General features: G+C 56.5%; 13 protein-coding genes. 5 read left to right on the top strand and 8 right to left on the bottom strand.

The window, feature by feature from the left end; all coding sequences use genetic code 11:
• Positions 1-23 precede the first annotated feature (23 nt).
• Entirely contained in the window at positions 24-800 is a 777-nt protein-coding gene (gene dsbG / locus ACOT0L_RS08810; protein ID WP_022648169.1) for a thiol:disulfide interchange protein DsbG, read from the top strand.
• Positions 801-837: 37 nt separating this feature from the next.
• Here dsbG and ACOT0L_RS08815 read toward each other — a convergent pair whose 3' ends face one another.
• The 3 genes from ACOT0L_RS08815 to ACOT0L_RS08825 all read right to left on the bottom strand — a co-directional run bounded on the left by ACOT0L_RS08815 (position 838) and on the right by ACOT0L_RS08825 (position 4,033).
• Positions 838-2,127, bottom strand: a complete 1,290-nt coding sequence (locus tag ACOT0L_RS08815) for a glycoside hydrolase family 10 protein (RefSeq protein ID WP_038416078.1) — start codon at positions 2,125-2,127, stop codon at positions 838-840.
• A 7-nt stretch (positions 2,128-2,134) separates the two neighbouring features.
• Positions 2,135-2,422 carry a VF530 family DNA-binding protein gene (locus tag ACOT0L_RS08820; protein WP_023300148.1) on the bottom strand — a complete coding sequence of 96 codons (288 nt, stop codon included), beginning with the start codon at positions 2,420-2,422 and terminating at the stop codon, positions 2,135-2,137.
• A gap of 129 nt (positions 2,423-2,551) precedes the next feature.
• Positions 2,552-4,033, bottom strand: coding sequence for a UbiD family decarboxylase (locus tag ACOT0L_RS08825; RefSeq protein WP_023300147.1), 1,482 nt, complete (start codon positions 4,031-4,033; stop codon positions 2,552-2,554).
• Between the two features lie 111 nt (positions 4,034-4,144).
• Here ACOT0L_RS08825 and ACOT0L_RS08830 point away from each other — a divergent pair, with 111 nt between their 5' ends.
• On the top strand, positions 4,145-5,029 hold the full coding sequence (locus ACOT0L_RS08830; protein ID WP_126502999.1) for a LysR substrate-binding domain-containing protein: 885 nt from the start codon (positions 4,145-4,147) through the stop codon (positions 5,027-5,029).
• Here the strand turns inward: ACOT0L_RS08830 and ACOT0L_RS08835 are convergent.
• The 4 genes from ACOT0L_RS08835 to ACOT0L_RS08850 all read right to left on the bottom strand — a co-directional run bounded on the left by ACOT0L_RS08835 (position 5,020) and on the right by ACOT0L_RS08850 (position 8,538).
• Complete coding sequence (locus ACOT0L_RS08835; protein WP_045622684.1) at positions 5,020-5,928, bottom strand: LysR family transcriptional regulator; 909 nt, start codon at positions 5,926-5,928, stop codon at positions 5,020-5,022. The two genes, ACOT0L_RS08830 and ACOT0L_RS08835, sit on opposite strands and share 10 nt — an antisense overlap.
• 1 nt (position 5,929) lies before the next feature.
• Positions 5,930-6,907 carry an MBL fold metallo-hydrolase gene (locus tag ACOT0L_RS08840; protein WP_126503000.1) on the bottom strand — a complete coding sequence of 326 codons (978 nt, stop codon included), beginning with the start codon at positions 6,905-6,907 and terminating at the stop codon, positions 5,930-5,932.
• Positions 6,908-7,014: 107 nt separating this feature from the next.
• Positions 7,015-7,899, bottom strand: a complete 885-nt coding sequence (locus tag ACOT0L_RS08845) for an SDR family oxidoreductase (RefSeq protein ID WP_022648162.1) — start codon at positions 7,897-7,899, stop codon at positions 7,015-7,017.
• Positions 7,900-8,010: 111 nt separating this feature from the next.
• Entirely contained in the window at positions 8,011-8,538 is a 528-nt protein-coding gene (locus ACOT0L_RS08850; RefSeq protein ID WP_022648161.1) for a GNAT family N-acetyltransferase, read from the bottom strand.
• Between the two features lie 131 nt (positions 8,539-8,669).
• On the opposite strand from ACOT0L_RS08850, the gene treZ reads away from it, so the two are divergent.
• Genes treZ through glgX form a run of 3 tightly spaced genes read left to right on the top strand, consistent with a single transcriptional unit; the run spans position 8,670 to position 15,013 of the window.
• On the top strand, positions 8,670-10,457 hold the full coding sequence (gene treZ / locus ACOT0L_RS08855; RefSeq protein ID WP_126503001.1) for a malto-oligosyltrehalose trehalohydrolase: 1,788 nt from the start codon (positions 8,670-8,672) through the stop codon (positions 10,455-10,457).
• Entirely contained in the window at positions 10,454-12,922 is a 2,469-nt protein-coding gene (gene treY / locus ACOT0L_RS08860) for a malto-oligosyltrehalose synthase (protein WP_126503002.1), read from the top strand. Before treZ ends, treY begins: the two co-directional genes overlap by 4 nt.
• Before the next feature lie 15 nt (positions 12,923-12,937).
• Complete coding sequence (gene glgX, locus ACOT0L_RS08865) at positions 12,938-15,013, top strand: glycogen debranching protein GlgX (protein ID WP_126503003.1); 2,076 nt, start codon at positions 12,938-12,940, stop codon at positions 15,011-15,013.
• On the opposite strand, the gene ACOT0L_RS08870 is transcribed toward glgX, so the two are convergent.
• Complete coding sequence (locus ACOT0L_RS08870; RefSeq protein WP_022648157.1) at positions 15,010-15,558, bottom strand: winged helix DNA-binding protein; 549 nt, start codon at positions 15,556-15,558, stop codon at positions 15,010-15,012. The two genes, glgX and ACOT0L_RS08870, sit on opposite strands and share 4 nt — an antisense overlap.
• Positions 15,559-15,677: the final 119 nt, after the last annotated feature.

Consider the following 15,677-nt stretch of genomic DNA (forward strand, 5'->3'; position numbering starts at 1 on the left):
AACAATATCTTAGAGGGGTCGTTATGCTTCAACTGTTAGCAAAGAAAAAGATGCTGTTACTCTCTGCTCTGCTGTTTTCAGGGCTGGTCAGGGCAGAGGAGTCGCTTCCGGATGTGGTAAAGCACTTCAGTGAGCAGCAGGATATCAAAATCATTAAGAAAATTGATGCCCCCGGCGGCGCGCCAGCGTGGCTGGGGCAGTATCAGGACATGGGCGTGACGCTCTTTCTGACCCCTGACGGAAAGCACGTGGTGTCTGGCTATCTGTATGATGAGAAGGGAACCAACCTCAGCGAGGCCTTTTTCCAGAAAGAGATCTACGCCCCGATGGGCCGCGAGATGTGGAAAAAGCTCAATGCGGCGCATCCGCTGAAAGAGGGCGCGGAGAGCGCCCCGCGCAAAGTCTTTGTTTTTGCCGACCCGTTCTGCCCGTACTGCAAGCAGTTCTGGGCTGAAGCGCAGCCGTGGGTGAAGGCCGGCAAGGTCCAGCTCAACACGCTGCTGGTTGCGTTTCTTAACCCGAACAGCGGGCGTAACGCCTCCGCGATCCTGAATGCCAAAGATCCGGTGTCGGCCTGGAAAGAGTACGAGCTGTCCGGCGGTAAAAAGCTGCCTAAACCTGAAGGGGCGGCTTCACGGGAAACCGTTGAGATCCTGCAAAATCACCAGACGCTTATGGACAGTCTCGGCGCGAATGCCACACCGGCTATTTATTACCTGAATGAGCAAAACGAACTGCAGCAGGTCGTGGGCATGCCAGACGCAAAACAGCTTGAGGCGATGTTCGGGCCGAAGCCGTAAAAAAAGGCAGAAACAGGACGTTTCTGCCTTTTGTCAGTCAACTACCCCAGCGCCCCCGGAGGTAATTTACGGCCTCCTGCGTCTGCGGCTGGTTAAGATAGTCTTCACGGAACAGGATGGTGCCTTTTACGTCTGGCAGTGAATCGTTGAGGTCGAGCTGTTTTTTCAGCTCCGGTACGCCGCCGTTCACCGTCCAGTCCGGTTCGTTTCTGGAAGGCGCGCCCACTTTGTAGAACGCGATCCCGATATACAGGCGGGTATGGGTCGGTTTCACCACGTCAGCCCACCATTTTGTCAGCACATCGTATCGTGCCGCGTCGCGGGCGAAGGGCCAGTAGATCTGCGGCGCAATGTAATCCAGTAAACCCTGCTGTACCCATTTTCGCGTATCGGCGTAGGATTCATCGTAGGCTGCGGCACCGCGCGTGTCCGATCCTGCCGGGTCGAAGGAGCGGTTGCGCCAGACTCCCGCCGGGCTGACGCCAAATTCAACCTCAGGCTTTGCCTGCTTGATCGCCCTTGATACCTGCACAATCAGCTGCTGCGTATTGTGCCGACGCCAGTCAGCTTTCGACGCAAATCCCTCGCCGTAGCGCCTGAAGGTCCAGGCATCGTTCAGGGTTGAGCCCGGCGTCTCGGTGTAAAAATAGTCATCGAATTGAACGCCGTCGACAGGGTAGCGATTCACCACTTCCATCACCACCTGGGTTATCCAGTCCCGCACCTCGGGAATGCCCGGGTCGAGAACAAAACGATCCCCCGATGTGCGGAGCCACTCCGGATGCTGGACGTAGACGCTGGAGGGATGAAGCGACGAGGTACGGTTAAGCGCCGCGATGGTCGACGGCTTCGTGTTGGTGGAGACGCGGTAAGGGTTGAACCAGGCGTGAACCTTCATCCCGCGCTTGTGCGCTTCATCCAGCATAAACTGGAGCGGATCGTAACCGGGGTCTTCCCCGATAGTCCCGGTCAGGGTATCTGACCACGGCAGTATTTCAGAGGCCCACAGCGCCGTACTGTCCGGTTTTACCTGAAAGAAGACGGTGTTGATCCCAAGCTTTTTCAGCTTATCGAGCTTGTCCGTCAGCGCCTTCTGTTGCTGGGCGATACGCTGGTCCGCGCTGCGGCCATTCACCGATGACACGGGGGGCCAGTCGAGACGGGAGACGGTCGCCAGCCAGATCCCGCGCATGGGTTCGTTAGTCTGCTGTACAGGTTTCGCCTGCGGCAGCGGGGTAACGAGTGATTTGGGTGGTTTGGAAGTGCAACTTACCAGTAAAAGCGCGCAGCCAAGCAGCGCGCCAGTCCGTTTTACGTGTCGCATCATTTGCGTGTTAGCTCCTGGGTGTCCGGCCATCCGTCCAGGGATTAAACGCCGGTTCGTCCTGTTCCTCGTTACCGTCATCGTGAAGGGAGTCGAGGTAGAGGGCTTCAACTTCCGCCCGCGCCCATGGGGTCCGGCGCAGGAACTTCAGACTCGATTTTACACTCGGGTCCTTGCGAAAACAGTTGATTTTGATTCGGTTGCCCAGTTCATTCCAGCCATATCGCGCAACCAGCGCGTTAACCTGCATTTCAAGCGTTACGCCATGCAAAGGATCGTTGGAAATATGTGCTGTCATAGGCGTCCGGTAGTCTCATTTTTTATGGGGATGTGATAAACGCTCAAAGGTTACAAGAAAGCAGGGGACGCGGCAATTTCAGCGTGAGGTTCTTCACCCGTAAAGGGTGAAGAGGATTTCCGGTTAATACTATTTTTTAAACAGTTCAGGTGCCCACGGCGTCGGGTCTACCTCCATAAAGGGCGCACGCTCAAAGCGGGATTTTAGCGCCCAGGGCACCGTACAGTCGAAAATCGTTTTGCAGGTGATCCCGTTGCCACGAATGGAGGGACTGTAGTCCGGTGCCTGAGACGGATCGAGCTGGTGACCGCGGATCCCCGGCAGATGGGTGATGCTGACATCGCCCTGCATACGGGTCGTCATCGCCCACAAAATGTCGTCGCTGTCGAAAATATCCACGTCTTCGTCGACGAGAATAATGTTCTTAAGCTCGGAATAGGTGGCTAACGCGATGAGGGCCGCCTGACCCTGACGCCCTTCGTCAGAAGGCTGGCGTTTTTTCACCTGCAATACCCCAAGGAATTTGCCCCCGCCAGCGGTATGCGCATAGACGTTTTGCAGGAAACCGGGGATGGCTTCTTCCACCGCATTCCGGATGCTGGCCTCCGTTGGCAAACCGGCCAGCGTGGTGTGCTCTTCGCCCGGTCCTACCAGGGTTTGCAGGATCGCCTGATGACGCATCGTGACGGCCTTCACTTTGATTACCGGTAAGGAGGGGTTAGCCTCCCCGCAGTAGCCGGGAAATTCCGGCATCGCGTGCCCGGTGTGGGTATGCTGATCTTCTTCTACACGAACGCCCGGCAGCAGTTCGCCTTCGATGATTATTTCCGCCCGCGCAATCGCTTTTTCATTTACGGCCACACCCTGCACCAGCTCGACGGGGGCCTGACGTAACGCGCCGGCGACACCCAGCTCGTTGTAGCCGAAGGGCGTGGTAGGGGCTTCGAAACAGGCGCCAATATAGATAGCGGGATCGAGACCCATATTGATCGTGACCGGCAAGGGTTTGCCCGCCTCTTCGGCTTTCTTACGGAACACTTCAATATGGCGGCCCGCGGCAAGGAACATGGAAAGCTCATCGCGCTCCTGAACGCAAAGACGGTGAATAGTGACATCGGTCAGCGAGGCGTCTTCCGGATCGCTTGCCAGCACCAGCCCCAGACAGAAGAACGGACCGGCATCTATCGGCGTGTTGGTCGGTGCCGGAAGCAATTTACGCAGATCGAAGTCCGGATCGTCGGCATAAAACACCTGCTCCTGACACGGCGCCTGGGCAGCCGGGACCACAACGGGAGCAATCGGGTTTTTCACGGCCTGGCCGACATGTTTTGCCAGTTCAGAGGGCTCGCAGCCCAACAGGAGCGCCGCCCGCTCGCGGCTGGCGTGCATACCGACCAGAATACGGGAGTCGGGATACCCCTTAATAGCGTTAAACATCATGGCCGGGCCGATGCGCGTCGGACGTTTTACCGTGCCGCCAGCACCAATGTGCCGGTACACACCCGCCAGCTCCGCGTCAGGATCGACCGGATGGCTGGTTTCAAGGTATTGACCTTCATGGCGTTTAAGCAGTTCGATAGCACTTCTGAGATCGTTGATGTGGTTTTCCATATTTTCCCCCTCGGATGATTGCATCCATTCTTAACCGGACGAAGAAGGCTATCAATTGCATCATTTGTGCTATTTTAATATGAATTTTATTATCAATAATGAAGGCACAGTATGCAGTTTCGACTGATGCGCAATTTTATCGTGGTGGCGGAAGAGCTTCACATGCATCGTGCGGCGGAGCTCCTTAACATGGCGCAACCGGCACTAAGCCAGCAAATCAAAACGCTTGAAGATCGTCTGGGGGTAGTGCTCTTTAGCCGGGCGAATCGTCGCCTGACGCTGACGCCAGCCGGTGAGGCGTTTCTCAGTAAAGCCAGAGTGGCGATTTTTATGACCGATCAGGCGATTCTGGATGCCAGACAGACGGCCAGAGGGGAACAGGGCGTGCTGAATCTCGGATGCGTTTCAAGCGCGATATTCGACAGTAAGCTGCCCGACGCGCTGCGGCTTTTACATGAGAAATGGCCAGCCATCAGCCTTTCCATGATGACGGGAAACGTGCAAACCCTTTATACCGGCGTGCAAAGCAACCAGCTGGATGTGGCCATTATTCGTGCCCCGTTACCGCTGCTGCCTGACGATCTGCAAAGCCGTCCTTTTACAACGGAAAAAGCCGTGCTGGCCTTACCTCGTCAACACAGTCTGGCGGGCTCCGCCGCGCTGACGCTTGCGTCGGTGAAAGAGGAGAAGTGGATCGCCCTGCGCGACCCGGAGGGGATGGGGCTGGAGCAATATTTCTATGATGCCTGCCACAGCGCTGGCATACAGCCTGACGTTGTGCAAAATGCCACCGATGTCCCCACGGTGATAAGCCTTGTCTCGGCAGGGTTTGGTATCGCCATGCTGCCAGCTTCAGCGAAGGCGATATGCGTACAAAATGTCGTCTTTGTGGATATTCTTGACCGACTCCGGGAGAGCGAGCTGACGCTGGTTTGCCACCGGATTATTCGCTCTGAGGTGCTGAAAAAATTGCTGAGTATCCTCGATCATACCTGACGTCCGGCGGCCTGAAGAAGCTGTTCTCGCAGCCAGCGATTAGCCGGATCCTGACTGTTTTTCGGGTGCCAGTACATACCGATGACGATCGGCGGGAGATCCAGCGGTGGCGGAAAAATATCAAGCGTTTGCGTAAAGCGTAGCAACATGCGTCTGGGTAGGGTGCAGAGCAAATCGGTACCGGCAACAATCGCAGGCGCCATCGCATAGCTTTGCGTCGACATCACCACGTTACGCTGGTGGCCAAGCCCCGCCAGATGCTGATCGACAAAGCCCGCGAACGGGTCGCCCTCGGATGAAACCACCAGGTGTGAAAGACTACAATAGCTTTCCAGATCCACCGGCCCCGTACCGCGCGGATGGCCTTTCCGCTGGGCTGTGGCATATTCATCGTCAAAAAGTTTGCGTCTGACCCATGCATCGTGCGCCCCCGCGTTAACGCCGATATAAATATCCACATCGCCATTTTCCATCTGCGCTGACAGCAGCTGGGTTTCCGGGAGCGCAAAACGCAGGCGGATACCTGGTGCCGCACTGCTAATCTGATTCTGCAACTCTGCCCCCAGCATTAGCGCCGGGTTTTCGTGCAGGGCAATAACAAAGGTGCGGTTGCTGTTCTGCGCGTTGAACGTGGTGGGTTCAAGCATCGCCGCTATGCCCTGCAAAACCGTCGCGACCTGCGGCCTTAACGCTTCGGCGCGCGGCGTCGGTAACACCCCACGTCCGTGTGGGGAAGGGACAAACAGCGGCTCACCAAACAACACGCGCAGGCGTGCCAGGCGGGCAGACATTGCTGGCTGGCTGATGCCCAGCCGCGCGGCCGCATGGGTGATATTCTGGTCCCTGAGTAACGCATCCAGCGTCAGGATCAGGTCCATATCCATATCGGAGGGGGACATCTTATTTTGCGTCACGGTTGGTATAGGTCACCGGGACCCACGCATAGCCTTCCCGCTCACCTTTCGTCACATAGCCGATCCCGGGGAAAGGCAGATGTGGCGCCGCAATCAGATCTTTGTTTTTCACAAACTCAGCGAAAGCTGCGTTGCGCACCCGGGCGGCGCCGTCCTGATCCTCATCGTAAGCAATCGTCACGTTGGGCTGCGGGAACTGAACTGCGGCGACGTGGATGATGTCGCCGACAAAGGTAATTTTTTCAGCTTTGCTCTCCAGCGTGTAAAACGCGGAACCTGGGGTGTGGCCCGGGTGAACCGTACCGCTGATGCCCGGCAGAAGCTGTTCGGTGCCTGAGAAAGTCTTCACTTTTCCGGCATCCAGATAAGGCTTTAATGTCTTGTGCGCGACATCGAAGTAGTTCTGGTCATAGCCCGATTTTTTCTGGTTCTCGACGTTAAAGAAGAAATCGATATCCGGTTTGCCGACATAGACCTGCGCGTGGGTAAACACGCGCTGACCGTCTTTGACCAGACCACCGGCGTGATCGGAGTGCGCATGGGTGATTAGAACATCGGTAATATCTTCGGGTTTGATGCCCTGGGTCGCCAGGCTTTCAATTAGCCGCCCGCCTTTGCCGGGGCCAAAGAGCTGACCGGAACCGGTATCCACCAGGATTTTGTGACCGGGCAAAGCGATATAAAACGCGTTAATCGATGCTTCCACCGGATTGGCCTGGAAGTTTTTGGCCAGTAACGCATCGGTATTTTCCGCCGTCGTCCGGCGCAGTAAGGCGTGCAGATCCTGCGGCACGCTGCCGTCCGTAAAGGCGGTGATAATCGTGTCGCCAACCTGAACGCTGTAGCCGCCAGCCTGCTGTTTCACCACATGTTGCGGAACGCTGGCCACCGCGTGGATCGCTGGAAAGAATAAAACTGAACCGGTCAACAGGGTTGATATCACAAGTTTTTTCACAGTAAACATGATGGGCTCCTCAATAGTAAGTTCATCATAGTTCAACTGCGATTTTTGAGAACAGCAGGGGAGTGAATGTGACCTATCCATGAAATGGATAGGTCTGAGAGGATGCTTTACAGCACGCCGGTACCGCCATCAGAGCACCACACCTGCCCGGAAGCGTATGAGCAGGAATCGGAGGCAAACAGCACATACAGCGGTGCGATTTCAACCGGCTGACCCGGTCTCCCCAGGGGCGTATCTTCCCCGAACTTCTGAACTTTAGACTGAGGCTGACCGCCGCTGGACTGAAGAGGCGTCCAGTATGGACCTGGCGCGACGGCATTTACCCGAATACCACGCGGTCCCAGCTGCTGGGCCAGAGACTTGGTAAAGGCCACGTTACAGGCTTTGGTCTGCGCATAGTCCACCAGGATCGCGCTCGGTTTAAACGCCTGAACGGAAGTGGTGTTGATGATCACGGCACCTTCCTGCAAATGGCGCAGCGCAGCTTTGGTGATCCAGAAGGGGGCATAGACGTTGGTCTTAAACGTCGCGTCAAAATCTGCCGTGGTGAGATCGTCGATAGATTCACAGTACTGCTGGCGTCCGGCGTTATTCACCAGGATATCCAGGCCGCCCAGTTCGGCAACGGCTTTTTCCACCAGCGTGTCGCAGAAGGACTCCACGCGAATGTCGCCGGGAATGGCGACCGCTTTACGGCCTTCGGCCTGAATCAGCGCAATGACCGATGCCGCATCGGACTCCTCTTCCGGCAGATAGCCAATAGCGACATCTGCACCTTCACGGGCATAGGCGATGGCTACCGCGCGACCAATGCCGGAATCACCGCCGGTAATCAGCGCTTTTTTTCCTGCCAGTTTTCCTGACCCGATATAACTTGTTTCACCATGATCCGGTATTGGCTTCATTTCCGATGCCAGCCCGGGAGCCCTTTGCGGTTGTTCTGCAAACGGTGGACGAGGGTAATGCAGCGTGTGATTATTTCCTGTAGACATACCGGCCTCCTTAATAGTGAATTCCAAGATTAGTCGTTAATTAAACGTAAGCGGGCAAAATTGACAAATTCAGACAAATCTATATTCCAGTGGCGGATATAAAATATTTTCTCAAGCCAGCATGTAATACCAGAAAAGGGCGACCTCATCTTTTTCCGGCAGGGCGTTGTAAAGGTAACGATCGTAACCGCCCAGAATAAATCCATAGTGACGATAGAAAAGGCAGGCAGAAACATTAACGTTCTGCGTCTCCAGCCGTAAGCCGGGCGCATTGAGGCTTCGCGCCCAGACGTGGGTGGCAGACATCAGCTTGTGCGCCGCGCCCGTTCGGCGTTTTGAACGCTCCACGGCAATGTAATCCACCGAAATAAATTTATTCCAGTTGCAGGACGCGGTAATAAAACCGGCGATTTCACCGTCATCCGTTTCGGCGATAAGAAATATTGAATCGGGATTAACGCAATGATTTTCCAGCGTCTGGAGATCCAGTTCATAGGTTTTATGATAAGGATCGGTTAGCGCCTCGATATGCAAATCACCATTGAGAAAAGGCTCTCTGGCAATCTCATCGACCGTAAAAGAAAAATCACAACATTCAAGACGGGCGAGGTCGGTGCTTAATCCTTTTCGAATATGCATAGTATTCCTTAAGTGGGAGTTATAAATAGATAATAGACGAAGCGGCATACCCTGCTGGCATAACACTCTGTTCATCCTGGTCTAAGCTTGTATTTCGTTCCGCGTAAAATGTGGTCATTCGAGGACAATGAATGGAATTCAGAACATGTCGCAGGCACTGGGGTGCTGAGTTTATTTCCGATGACGTTGTACGTTTTCGCGTCTGGGCAGAAGGGCAGAAAGATCTCACGTTGCGTTTAACCGATACCGACATTCCGATGGCGGCGGTGGGCGATGGCTGGTTTCAGGTTGACGTGCCCGGCGTCAGACACGGTACGCCGTATCAGTTTGTTTCACAGGATGGAATGGCGGTGCCGGATCCGGCCTCGCGCGCGCAACAGGCTGACGTCAACGGCCCGTCGGTGGTAATCGACCCGCGTCACAACCTGCCCGCACAGCGGGAATGGCAAGGGCGGCCATGGGAAGAGACGGTGATCTACGAGATGCATATCGGCACCTTCACCGGGGAAGGAACCTTCAGGGCGGCCATCGATAAATTGCCTTATCTGGCCGAACTGGGTATTACGCAACTGGAAGTGATGCCCGTGTCCCAGTTCGGGGGCGCGCGCGGATGGGGGTATGATGGCGTACTGCTGTATGCCCCGCACTCAGCTTATGGCACACCGGATGATTTTCATGCCTTCATCGATGCCGCCCACGCGCTCGGGCTTTCCGTGGTGCTGGATATTGTACTCAACCACTTTGGCCCGGAAGGGAACTACCTGCCGTTGCTCTCGCCGGCGTTTTTCCATCAGGATCGTATGACCCCGTGGGGCAACGGTATAGCCTATGAGGTTGAAGCCGTCCGGCAATACATCTCTGAGGCGCCGTTATTCTGGCTCTCGGAGTATCATCTTGACGGTCTGCGCTTCGACGCCATCGACCAGATCCATGACGACGCTGAGACCCATATTCTTCCCGAGATAGCGCAACGGATCCGCGACGCCTTTCCGGATCGGCATATCCATCTGACCACCGAAGACAGTCGCAACGTGATTTTCCTGCATCCGCGCGATGAGCATGGTCAGACGCCGCTTTTCACCGCCGAATGGAATGATGATTTTCACAACGCCGCGCATGTCTTCGCGACCGGGGAATCACACGCCTATTATCAGGATTTTGCCTTTGAGCCGGAGAAAAAGCTGGCGCGGGCGCTGGCGGAGGGCTTTGTCTACCAGGGGGAAATCTCGCTTCAGACCGGGAAATCGCGCGGGGTAGAGTGTCGCGAGCAACCACCGCAGTTTTTTGTCGATTTTATTCAGAATCACGACCAGGTCGGCAACCGTGCCCAGGGGGAGAGGCTTATCTCTCTGGCTGGGGCGGAGAAAACGCGCGTGCTGTTCGCGGCGCTGCTCCTGTCGCCACATATCCCGCTGCTGTTTATGGGTGAGGAGTATGGCGAAACGCATCCGTTCCTCTTTTTCACCGACTTCCACGGCGACCTGGCGAAAGCCGTGCGGGAGGGGCGCGCGAAAGAGTTTACCGGCCATGCCGGGCACGATGAAACCGTACCGGATCCCAATGACGTAAATACCTTTATGCGGTCGAAGCTTGACTGGAACAAGGCAGACACGGCGGAAGGCAGGGCGTGGCTGCACGTTACGCGCGAACTGATTGCGCTGCGTCAACGCTTTATCGTCCCGTTACTGAAACAGCGGGGCGCCGTGGAGGGTAACGTCCTGCAAACGGCGCTCGGCATGGTTGCCGTGAGCTGGCGTTTTCCGTCCGGTACGCTGTCGCTGGCGCTGAATATCGGCAAAAAGCCCCTCGCCTTAGCGGACCTGCCCGGAAAAACGATCTTTAGCTGGCCGGAGGCAGTCGAAAACCTGCCGCCGCACAGCATTGTTGTTCGCTTTGCTGATGGAGAAGCAGCGCTATGATCCCTTCCTCTACTTACCGAATTCAGTTTCGCAACGGCATGACCTTCGATCGCGTGGTAGACCTGATTCCGTATATGAAAGACCTCGGAATTAGCCATCTTTACGCGTCACCTGTTTTCACCGCAACCACGGATTCCACCCACGGCTATGACGTGACCGACCCCAACGAAATCGACCCGGCGATTGGCGGGCGGGAAGGGTTTGACCGCATGGCGGCAGCATTAAAGCATGCGGGAATGGGCCTGATTCTGGATATCGTTCCTAACCATATGTCGACCTCGCTGGAAAACCGCTGGTGGCGCGATGTTATCGAGCATGGTCGGCAGAGCCGCTATGCGGCATATTTTGATATCGACTGGTCCCGACCGCTGACGTTGCCGTTTCTTGGCGACACCTTTGAAGCCGAGCTGGAGCGGGGGGCTATCACCCTGAAACGTGACAGTGTCACCGACAGCGCGGCGTTGGTTTACTATGATACCGCCTATCCGCTTAATCCCGGCACGTATGCCGAAGGCAAGAGCATCGCTGAGATCCACGAGGCGCAAAGCTGGCGGCTGATGTCCTGGCGGGAAGCGCCGAAACAGCTTTCATGGCGGCGCTTTTTTGAAATCACCGGGCTGGTCGGCGTGCGGGTAGAGGATGAGGCGGTATTCGCAGACACGCACCGCCTCATCCTTGAGCTTGTCCACGCCGGGGTTGTCGACGGCCTGCGCATTGACCATGTGGACGGGCTTGCCGATCCGCTGGGCTATTTGCAGCGACTGCGTGCGGCGACCGGACCGGATTGCTACATCACGGTGGAAAAAATCCTCGCCAAAGGGGAACAGCTTCCTCCGGAGTGGCCCATCTCAGGTACTACGGGCTATGAGTTTATCGCCTCCCTGGCGGAAGTGCTGGTGGATGATACCAACCTCTCGCGGCTGGAGACGCTCTACGACGAGACGCTGGGTACGACCGTTGACAGGCAGGCGGAACTTCGCAACGCCAAAGGCCTGATGACCGATCGTAATTTTGAAGGTGAATTTACCACGCTGCTCAAAATAGCCAGCGAGCTGGCCGGGCATAACGGTGCCGAAGTGGAGCATGAGGATATCCGCCATGCCTTGCGCGAGCTTCTTATCGCGTTTCCGGTGTATCGCACCTACGGCACCGCACAGGGGCTGACGCCACCGGATGTGGCGCTGCTCAGCCGCGTGGTCGCCAGTGTCAACACCTCTGAACCCGCTCTGAGTCTGATTGTGCGTATTCTTTCCGGCGATCTGCCGGAGCATGACCACGCGCTGGCCTCGCTTTTCCGCACCCGTTTTCAGCAGCTGACCGGGCCGCTGATGGCGAAATCGGTAGAGGATACGCTGTTCTTCCGCCATAACCTGGAGCTGGCCCTGAACGAAGTCGGCGCCGACCCGACGCCGCGCGCGTTTTCACTTTCCCGTTTTCATCAGGAGATGCGCATTCGACTTGCCCGCCAGCCCGATGCGCTGCTGGGAACCTCCACCCACGACACCAAACGCGGCGAGGATGCACGAGCTCGTCTGTATACGCTGACGGAAGCGCCAGATCTGTGGGGAGAAAATCTGGCGCGCTGGCGGCAGATGAACCAGACGCAGGTCCGATTCCTCAATGATGGCACCGCGCCGAACGCCGCCGACACCTGGATGATCTTCCAGGCGCTGGCGGGCGTCTGGCCAGCAACCCTGTCGCCTGAGGATCGTGATGGCCTTAAGTCACTGGAAGAGCGTTTCCTCGGCTTTATCGAGAAAGCCCTGCGCGAGGCCAAGCAGCGTACCGACTGGATCGACAGCAACGAAGGTTACGAGAGCGTGGTCCTGGACTACGTGCGCCATCTGCTTTCCCCGGATAACACCCTGTTCCTGCGTGATTTCAGTGCCGCACTCCAGCCGTTTATTCGGGCTGGGTTAATGAACAGCCTGAGCCAGACGGTGATCAAACTGACTGCGCCTGGCGTACCGGACATCTACCAGGGCAGCGAGGGGCTTAACTTCAGCCTCGTCGACCCGGATAACCGCCGCGAACCGGATTTTGCCGCACTGACGGAAAACCTCAGCGTAACGGATGGCACCGTTTTTAACGATGCGCAACGCTGGCGAGACGGCAGCGTGAAGCAGTACGTTACCGCCACGCTGTTACGGCTTCGGCCACATTACCCCGCGCTTTTCCGCTACGGTGACTGGCTGCCGCTGAAGGTAACCGGCGAGCGGGAGGAGAATCTGATCGTTTATGCCCGCATCGAAGATGACGAGGCGCTGATCGTCGCCGTGCCGCGCCTGGTGTTTGACGTCACCGATAATGCGATGCTGTGGGCCAATACTACCGTGGCCATACCCCAGGCGCTGGCCGGGAAGCACTACCGGGATCTGTTTACCGGTGAGCGTCGCCTTCTGCCAGAGACGCTGGATTTAACGTCTGAAAAGGGATGTTTGTTGGTTCTGCTTACCTGCGAATAATCGAGGAGAACAAAAATGCCAAAGGATACAACGTTTGAAATTCGGGCCGGTCATGGCCAACAGTTGGGCGCAAATTATGACGGAAAAGGGGTGAACTTCGCCCTGTTTTCCGCCCACGCGGAGCGGGTGGAGCTGTGTCTGTTTGATCCTTCGGGAAAAACAGAAATCGCCCGTCTGGAACTGCCGGAATATACCCATGAGGTCTGGCACGGCTATGTGCCGGACCTGAAACCGGGGGCGCTGTATGGCTACCGCGTTTACGGCCCCTACGATCCGGAGAACGGTCACCGCTTCAACCCCAATAAGCTGCTTATTGACCCCTATGCCCGTGAACTGGTAGGTGAAATTGAGTGGAACGATGCCCACTTCGGCTATGAGCTGGGACACGACGAGCTGGATCTCAGTTTTGACACGCGAGACAGCGCGCCGTTTACGCCCAAATGTAAGGTCATCGACCCCAATGCCGTTGACTGGCAGGACTCACGCCGGCCCGATATCCCGTGGCCGCATACCGTGGTCTATGAAAGCCACGTAAAAGGCTTTACCCAGCTTAACCCGGCTATTCCGCCTGAACTGCGCGGTACGTTTGAGGGGATGGGGCATAAAGTCTCGGTGGAGTACATCAAAAGCCTCGGCATTACCTCGGTCGAGCTGCTACCGGTTCACTGGTTCCCGGACGATCAGCACCTGCTCGATCGCGGCCTGAAAAACTTCTGGGGCTATAACTCGCTCGGTTTCTTTGCGCCAGCGTCCCGCTATTACGGCCCGGCGGGGATCCAGGGTTTCCGCGACATGGTGCGTGCTTATCATGACGCGGGCATCGAGGTGATCCTCGACGTGGTCTATAACCACACGGCGGAGGGCAACGAGCTGGGGCCAACCCTGTCGTTTAAGGGGATTGATAACTTCTGCTATTACCGCACCATGCCGGATCAGCACCGGTATTACATTAATGACACTGGCACCGGGAACACCGTAAACACCTCGCACCCGCGCGTGTTGCAGATGGTCATGGACTCCCTGCGTTACTGGGCGGAATCGATGCAGATTGACGGTTTCCGCTTTGACCTCGGAACCATTCTCGGACGCGAGCCGGAGGGATTTGACCCGCGCGGCGGCTTCTTTGATGCCGTGACCCAGGATCCGGTGCTGTCGAAGCTGAAGCTTATCGGTGAACCGTGGGATATCGGCCCAGGGGGGTATCAGGTGGGGGGCTTCCCGCCAGGCTGGGGCGAGTGGAACGACAAATACCGCGACACGGTACGTGAATACTGGAAGGGAGATAACGTTTCTAACGATTTTGCCGCCCGTCTGTTAGGGTCCGGTGATTTGTACGATCTGCGCGGACGTCGTCCGTGGGCCAGCGTCAATTTTATCACCGCGCATGACGGCTTTACGCTGAACGACCTGGTATCCTACAACGAGAAGCATAACGCCGATAACGGGGAAGATAATAACGACGGACATAACGATAACCGGTCGTATAACTACGGTGAAGAAGGGCCGACGGAGAACCCCGATATCATCGCCACCCGCGAGCGGCAAAAGCGCAACTTCCTCACCACGCTCTTCTTCTCCCACGGCACGCCGATGCTGCTGGCAGGTGATGAGTTTGGCCGGACGCAAAAGGGCAATAATAACGGCTATTGCCAGGACAGCGAGATCTCCTGGATAAACTGGGAAGGACTCTCTGAAAACGACGAGAAGCTGCGCGACTTTACCCGTCGGTTGATTGCTCTGCGCGCTGAGCAGCCGCTGCTGCGCCGTGAAAACTGGCGCGACGGGCTTGAGATTCGCTGGTTTAACGCCGGTGGCGGACCGCAGCAGTCGGAACAGTGGGACGAGGGTTCCACCCTTGGTCTTGCCATCAGCCGTCCGGATCTTGAGCAGGAAGAGGGCATCTGGCACGACGTGCTGATGCTGTTCAACCCGTTTGAAGGCACGGTGCCATTTCAGATCCCGCAGTTTGGCGAAGGGGGCTGGGTGCTGGAGCTTTCGACGGCGGATGATGCCCCCACAGGGGAAATCATCACGGAATCCGTCGATTATGAACTGGCCGGGCGGAGCATAACGCTTTTCCGCCGTCCTTAAAGCGAGGCCGCCGCGCGTGCGGCGGTATCATACAGGGAGGAGATCGCGCGGAGTAACTGCGCGGTCTCACCAATCGACGCGCCTGGAATGCCGCTTTCCGCATGAATGTTGATCAGGCAGGCTTCCCGTACCTCCCGGTACTTCATGCACAGCGCTTTGCCTTCCTCCGTCGTCGAGAAAAAGAGTTCTTTCCCCGCTTTTTCACTGGTGACGTAACCCGCCTTTACCAGCTTTTTCAGCGCATACGTCACCACGTGGGTATCTTCCACGTTCAGCACAAAGCAGATGTCGGCCAGCTTTTTCTTGCGGTTGCGGTGGTTTACGTGGTGCAGAAGCGAGACGTCGAAAGCGCCCATATCCGGTTCACCTGCTGCGGTCATGCAGCGCACCATCCATTTGTTAAACGCATTGCTGGTCATGATCAACGCGTATTCCAGCTCCGACAGTTCGGCACACCGCTCTGAGACGAGATGGCGGGAGGAGACGATACGCCCGTCCGCAATGTCGTCGTGGTTTAACGCTGTTTTCGTTTTCTTTGTCGTCATACCGATCCTTTCTCCAGAATGTAAACCCGTCGATAAAATAAGAACATTTTATTGATAAATTGTTTACATGTTTTTGACGTTCAGATATAGCTTTTTAGTGCAGGTTCTGTGGAGCCTGA

The sequence above is a fragment of the Enterobacter cloacae complex sp. XAL002 genome (assembly GCF_049236805.1).
In the GTDB taxonomy this organism is placed as follows: domain Bacteria; phylum Pseudomonadota; class Gammaproteobacteria; order Enterobacterales; family Enterobacteriaceae; genus Enterobacter; species Enterobacter intestinihominis.

What these genes read in the sequence shown, in the direction of transcription:
- ACOT0L_RS08835 (WP_045622684.1), bottom strand. Translation starts at nt 5,928, where the DNA reads ATGTCCCCCTCCGATATGGATATGGACCTGATCCTGACGCTGGATGCG.
- treZ (WP_126503001.1), top strand. Translation starts at nt 8,670, where the DNA reads ATGGAATTCAGAACATGTCGCAGGCACTGGGGTGCTGAGTTTATTTCC.
- glgX (WP_126503003.1), top strand. Translation starts at nt 12,938, where the DNA reads ATGCCAAAGGATACAACGTTTGAAATTCGGGCCGGTCATGGCCAACAG.
- ACOT0L_RS08870 (WP_022648157.1), bottom strand. Translation starts at nt 15,558, where the DNA reads ATGACGACAAAGAAAACGAAAACAGCGTTAAACCACGACGACATTGCG.
- ACOT0L_RS08830 (WP_126502999.1), top strand. Translation starts at nt 4,145, where the DNA reads ATGCAGTTTCGACTGATGCGCAATTTTATCGTGGTGGCGGAAGAGCTT.
- treY (WP_126503002.1), top strand. Translation starts at nt 10,454, where the DNA reads ATGATCCCTTCCTCTACTTACCGAATTCAGTTTCGCAACGGCATGACC.
- ACOT0L_RS08850 (WP_022648161.1), bottom strand. Translation starts at nt 8,538, where the DNA reads ATGCATATTCGAAAAGGATTAAGCACCGACCTCGCCCGTCTTGAATGT.
- ACOT0L_RS08820 (WP_023300148.1), bottom strand. Translation starts at nt 2,422, where the DNA reads ATGACAGCACATATTTCCAACGATCCTTTGCATGGCGTAACGCTTGAA.
- ACOT0L_RS08845 (WP_022648162.1), bottom strand. Translation starts at nt 7,899, where the DNA reads ATGTCTACAGGAAATAATCACACGCTGCATTACCCTCGTCCACCGTTT.
- ACOT0L_RS08825 (WP_023300147.1), bottom strand. Translation starts at nt 4,033, where the DNA reads ATGGAAAACCACATCAACGATCTCAGAAGTGCTATCGAACTGCTTAAA.
- dsbG (WP_022648169.1), top strand. Translation starts at nt 24, where the DNA reads ATGCTTCAACTGTTAGCAAAGAAAAAGATGCTGTTACTCTCTGCTCTG.
- ACOT0L_RS08840 (WP_126503000.1), bottom strand. Translation starts at nt 6,907, where the DNA reads ATGTTTACTGTGAAAAAACTTGTGATATCAACCCTGTTGACCGGTTCA.
- ACOT0L_RS08815 (WP_038416078.1), bottom strand. Translation starts at nt 2,127, where the DNA reads ATGATGCGACACGTAAAACGGACTGGCGCGCTGCTTGGCTGCGCGCTT.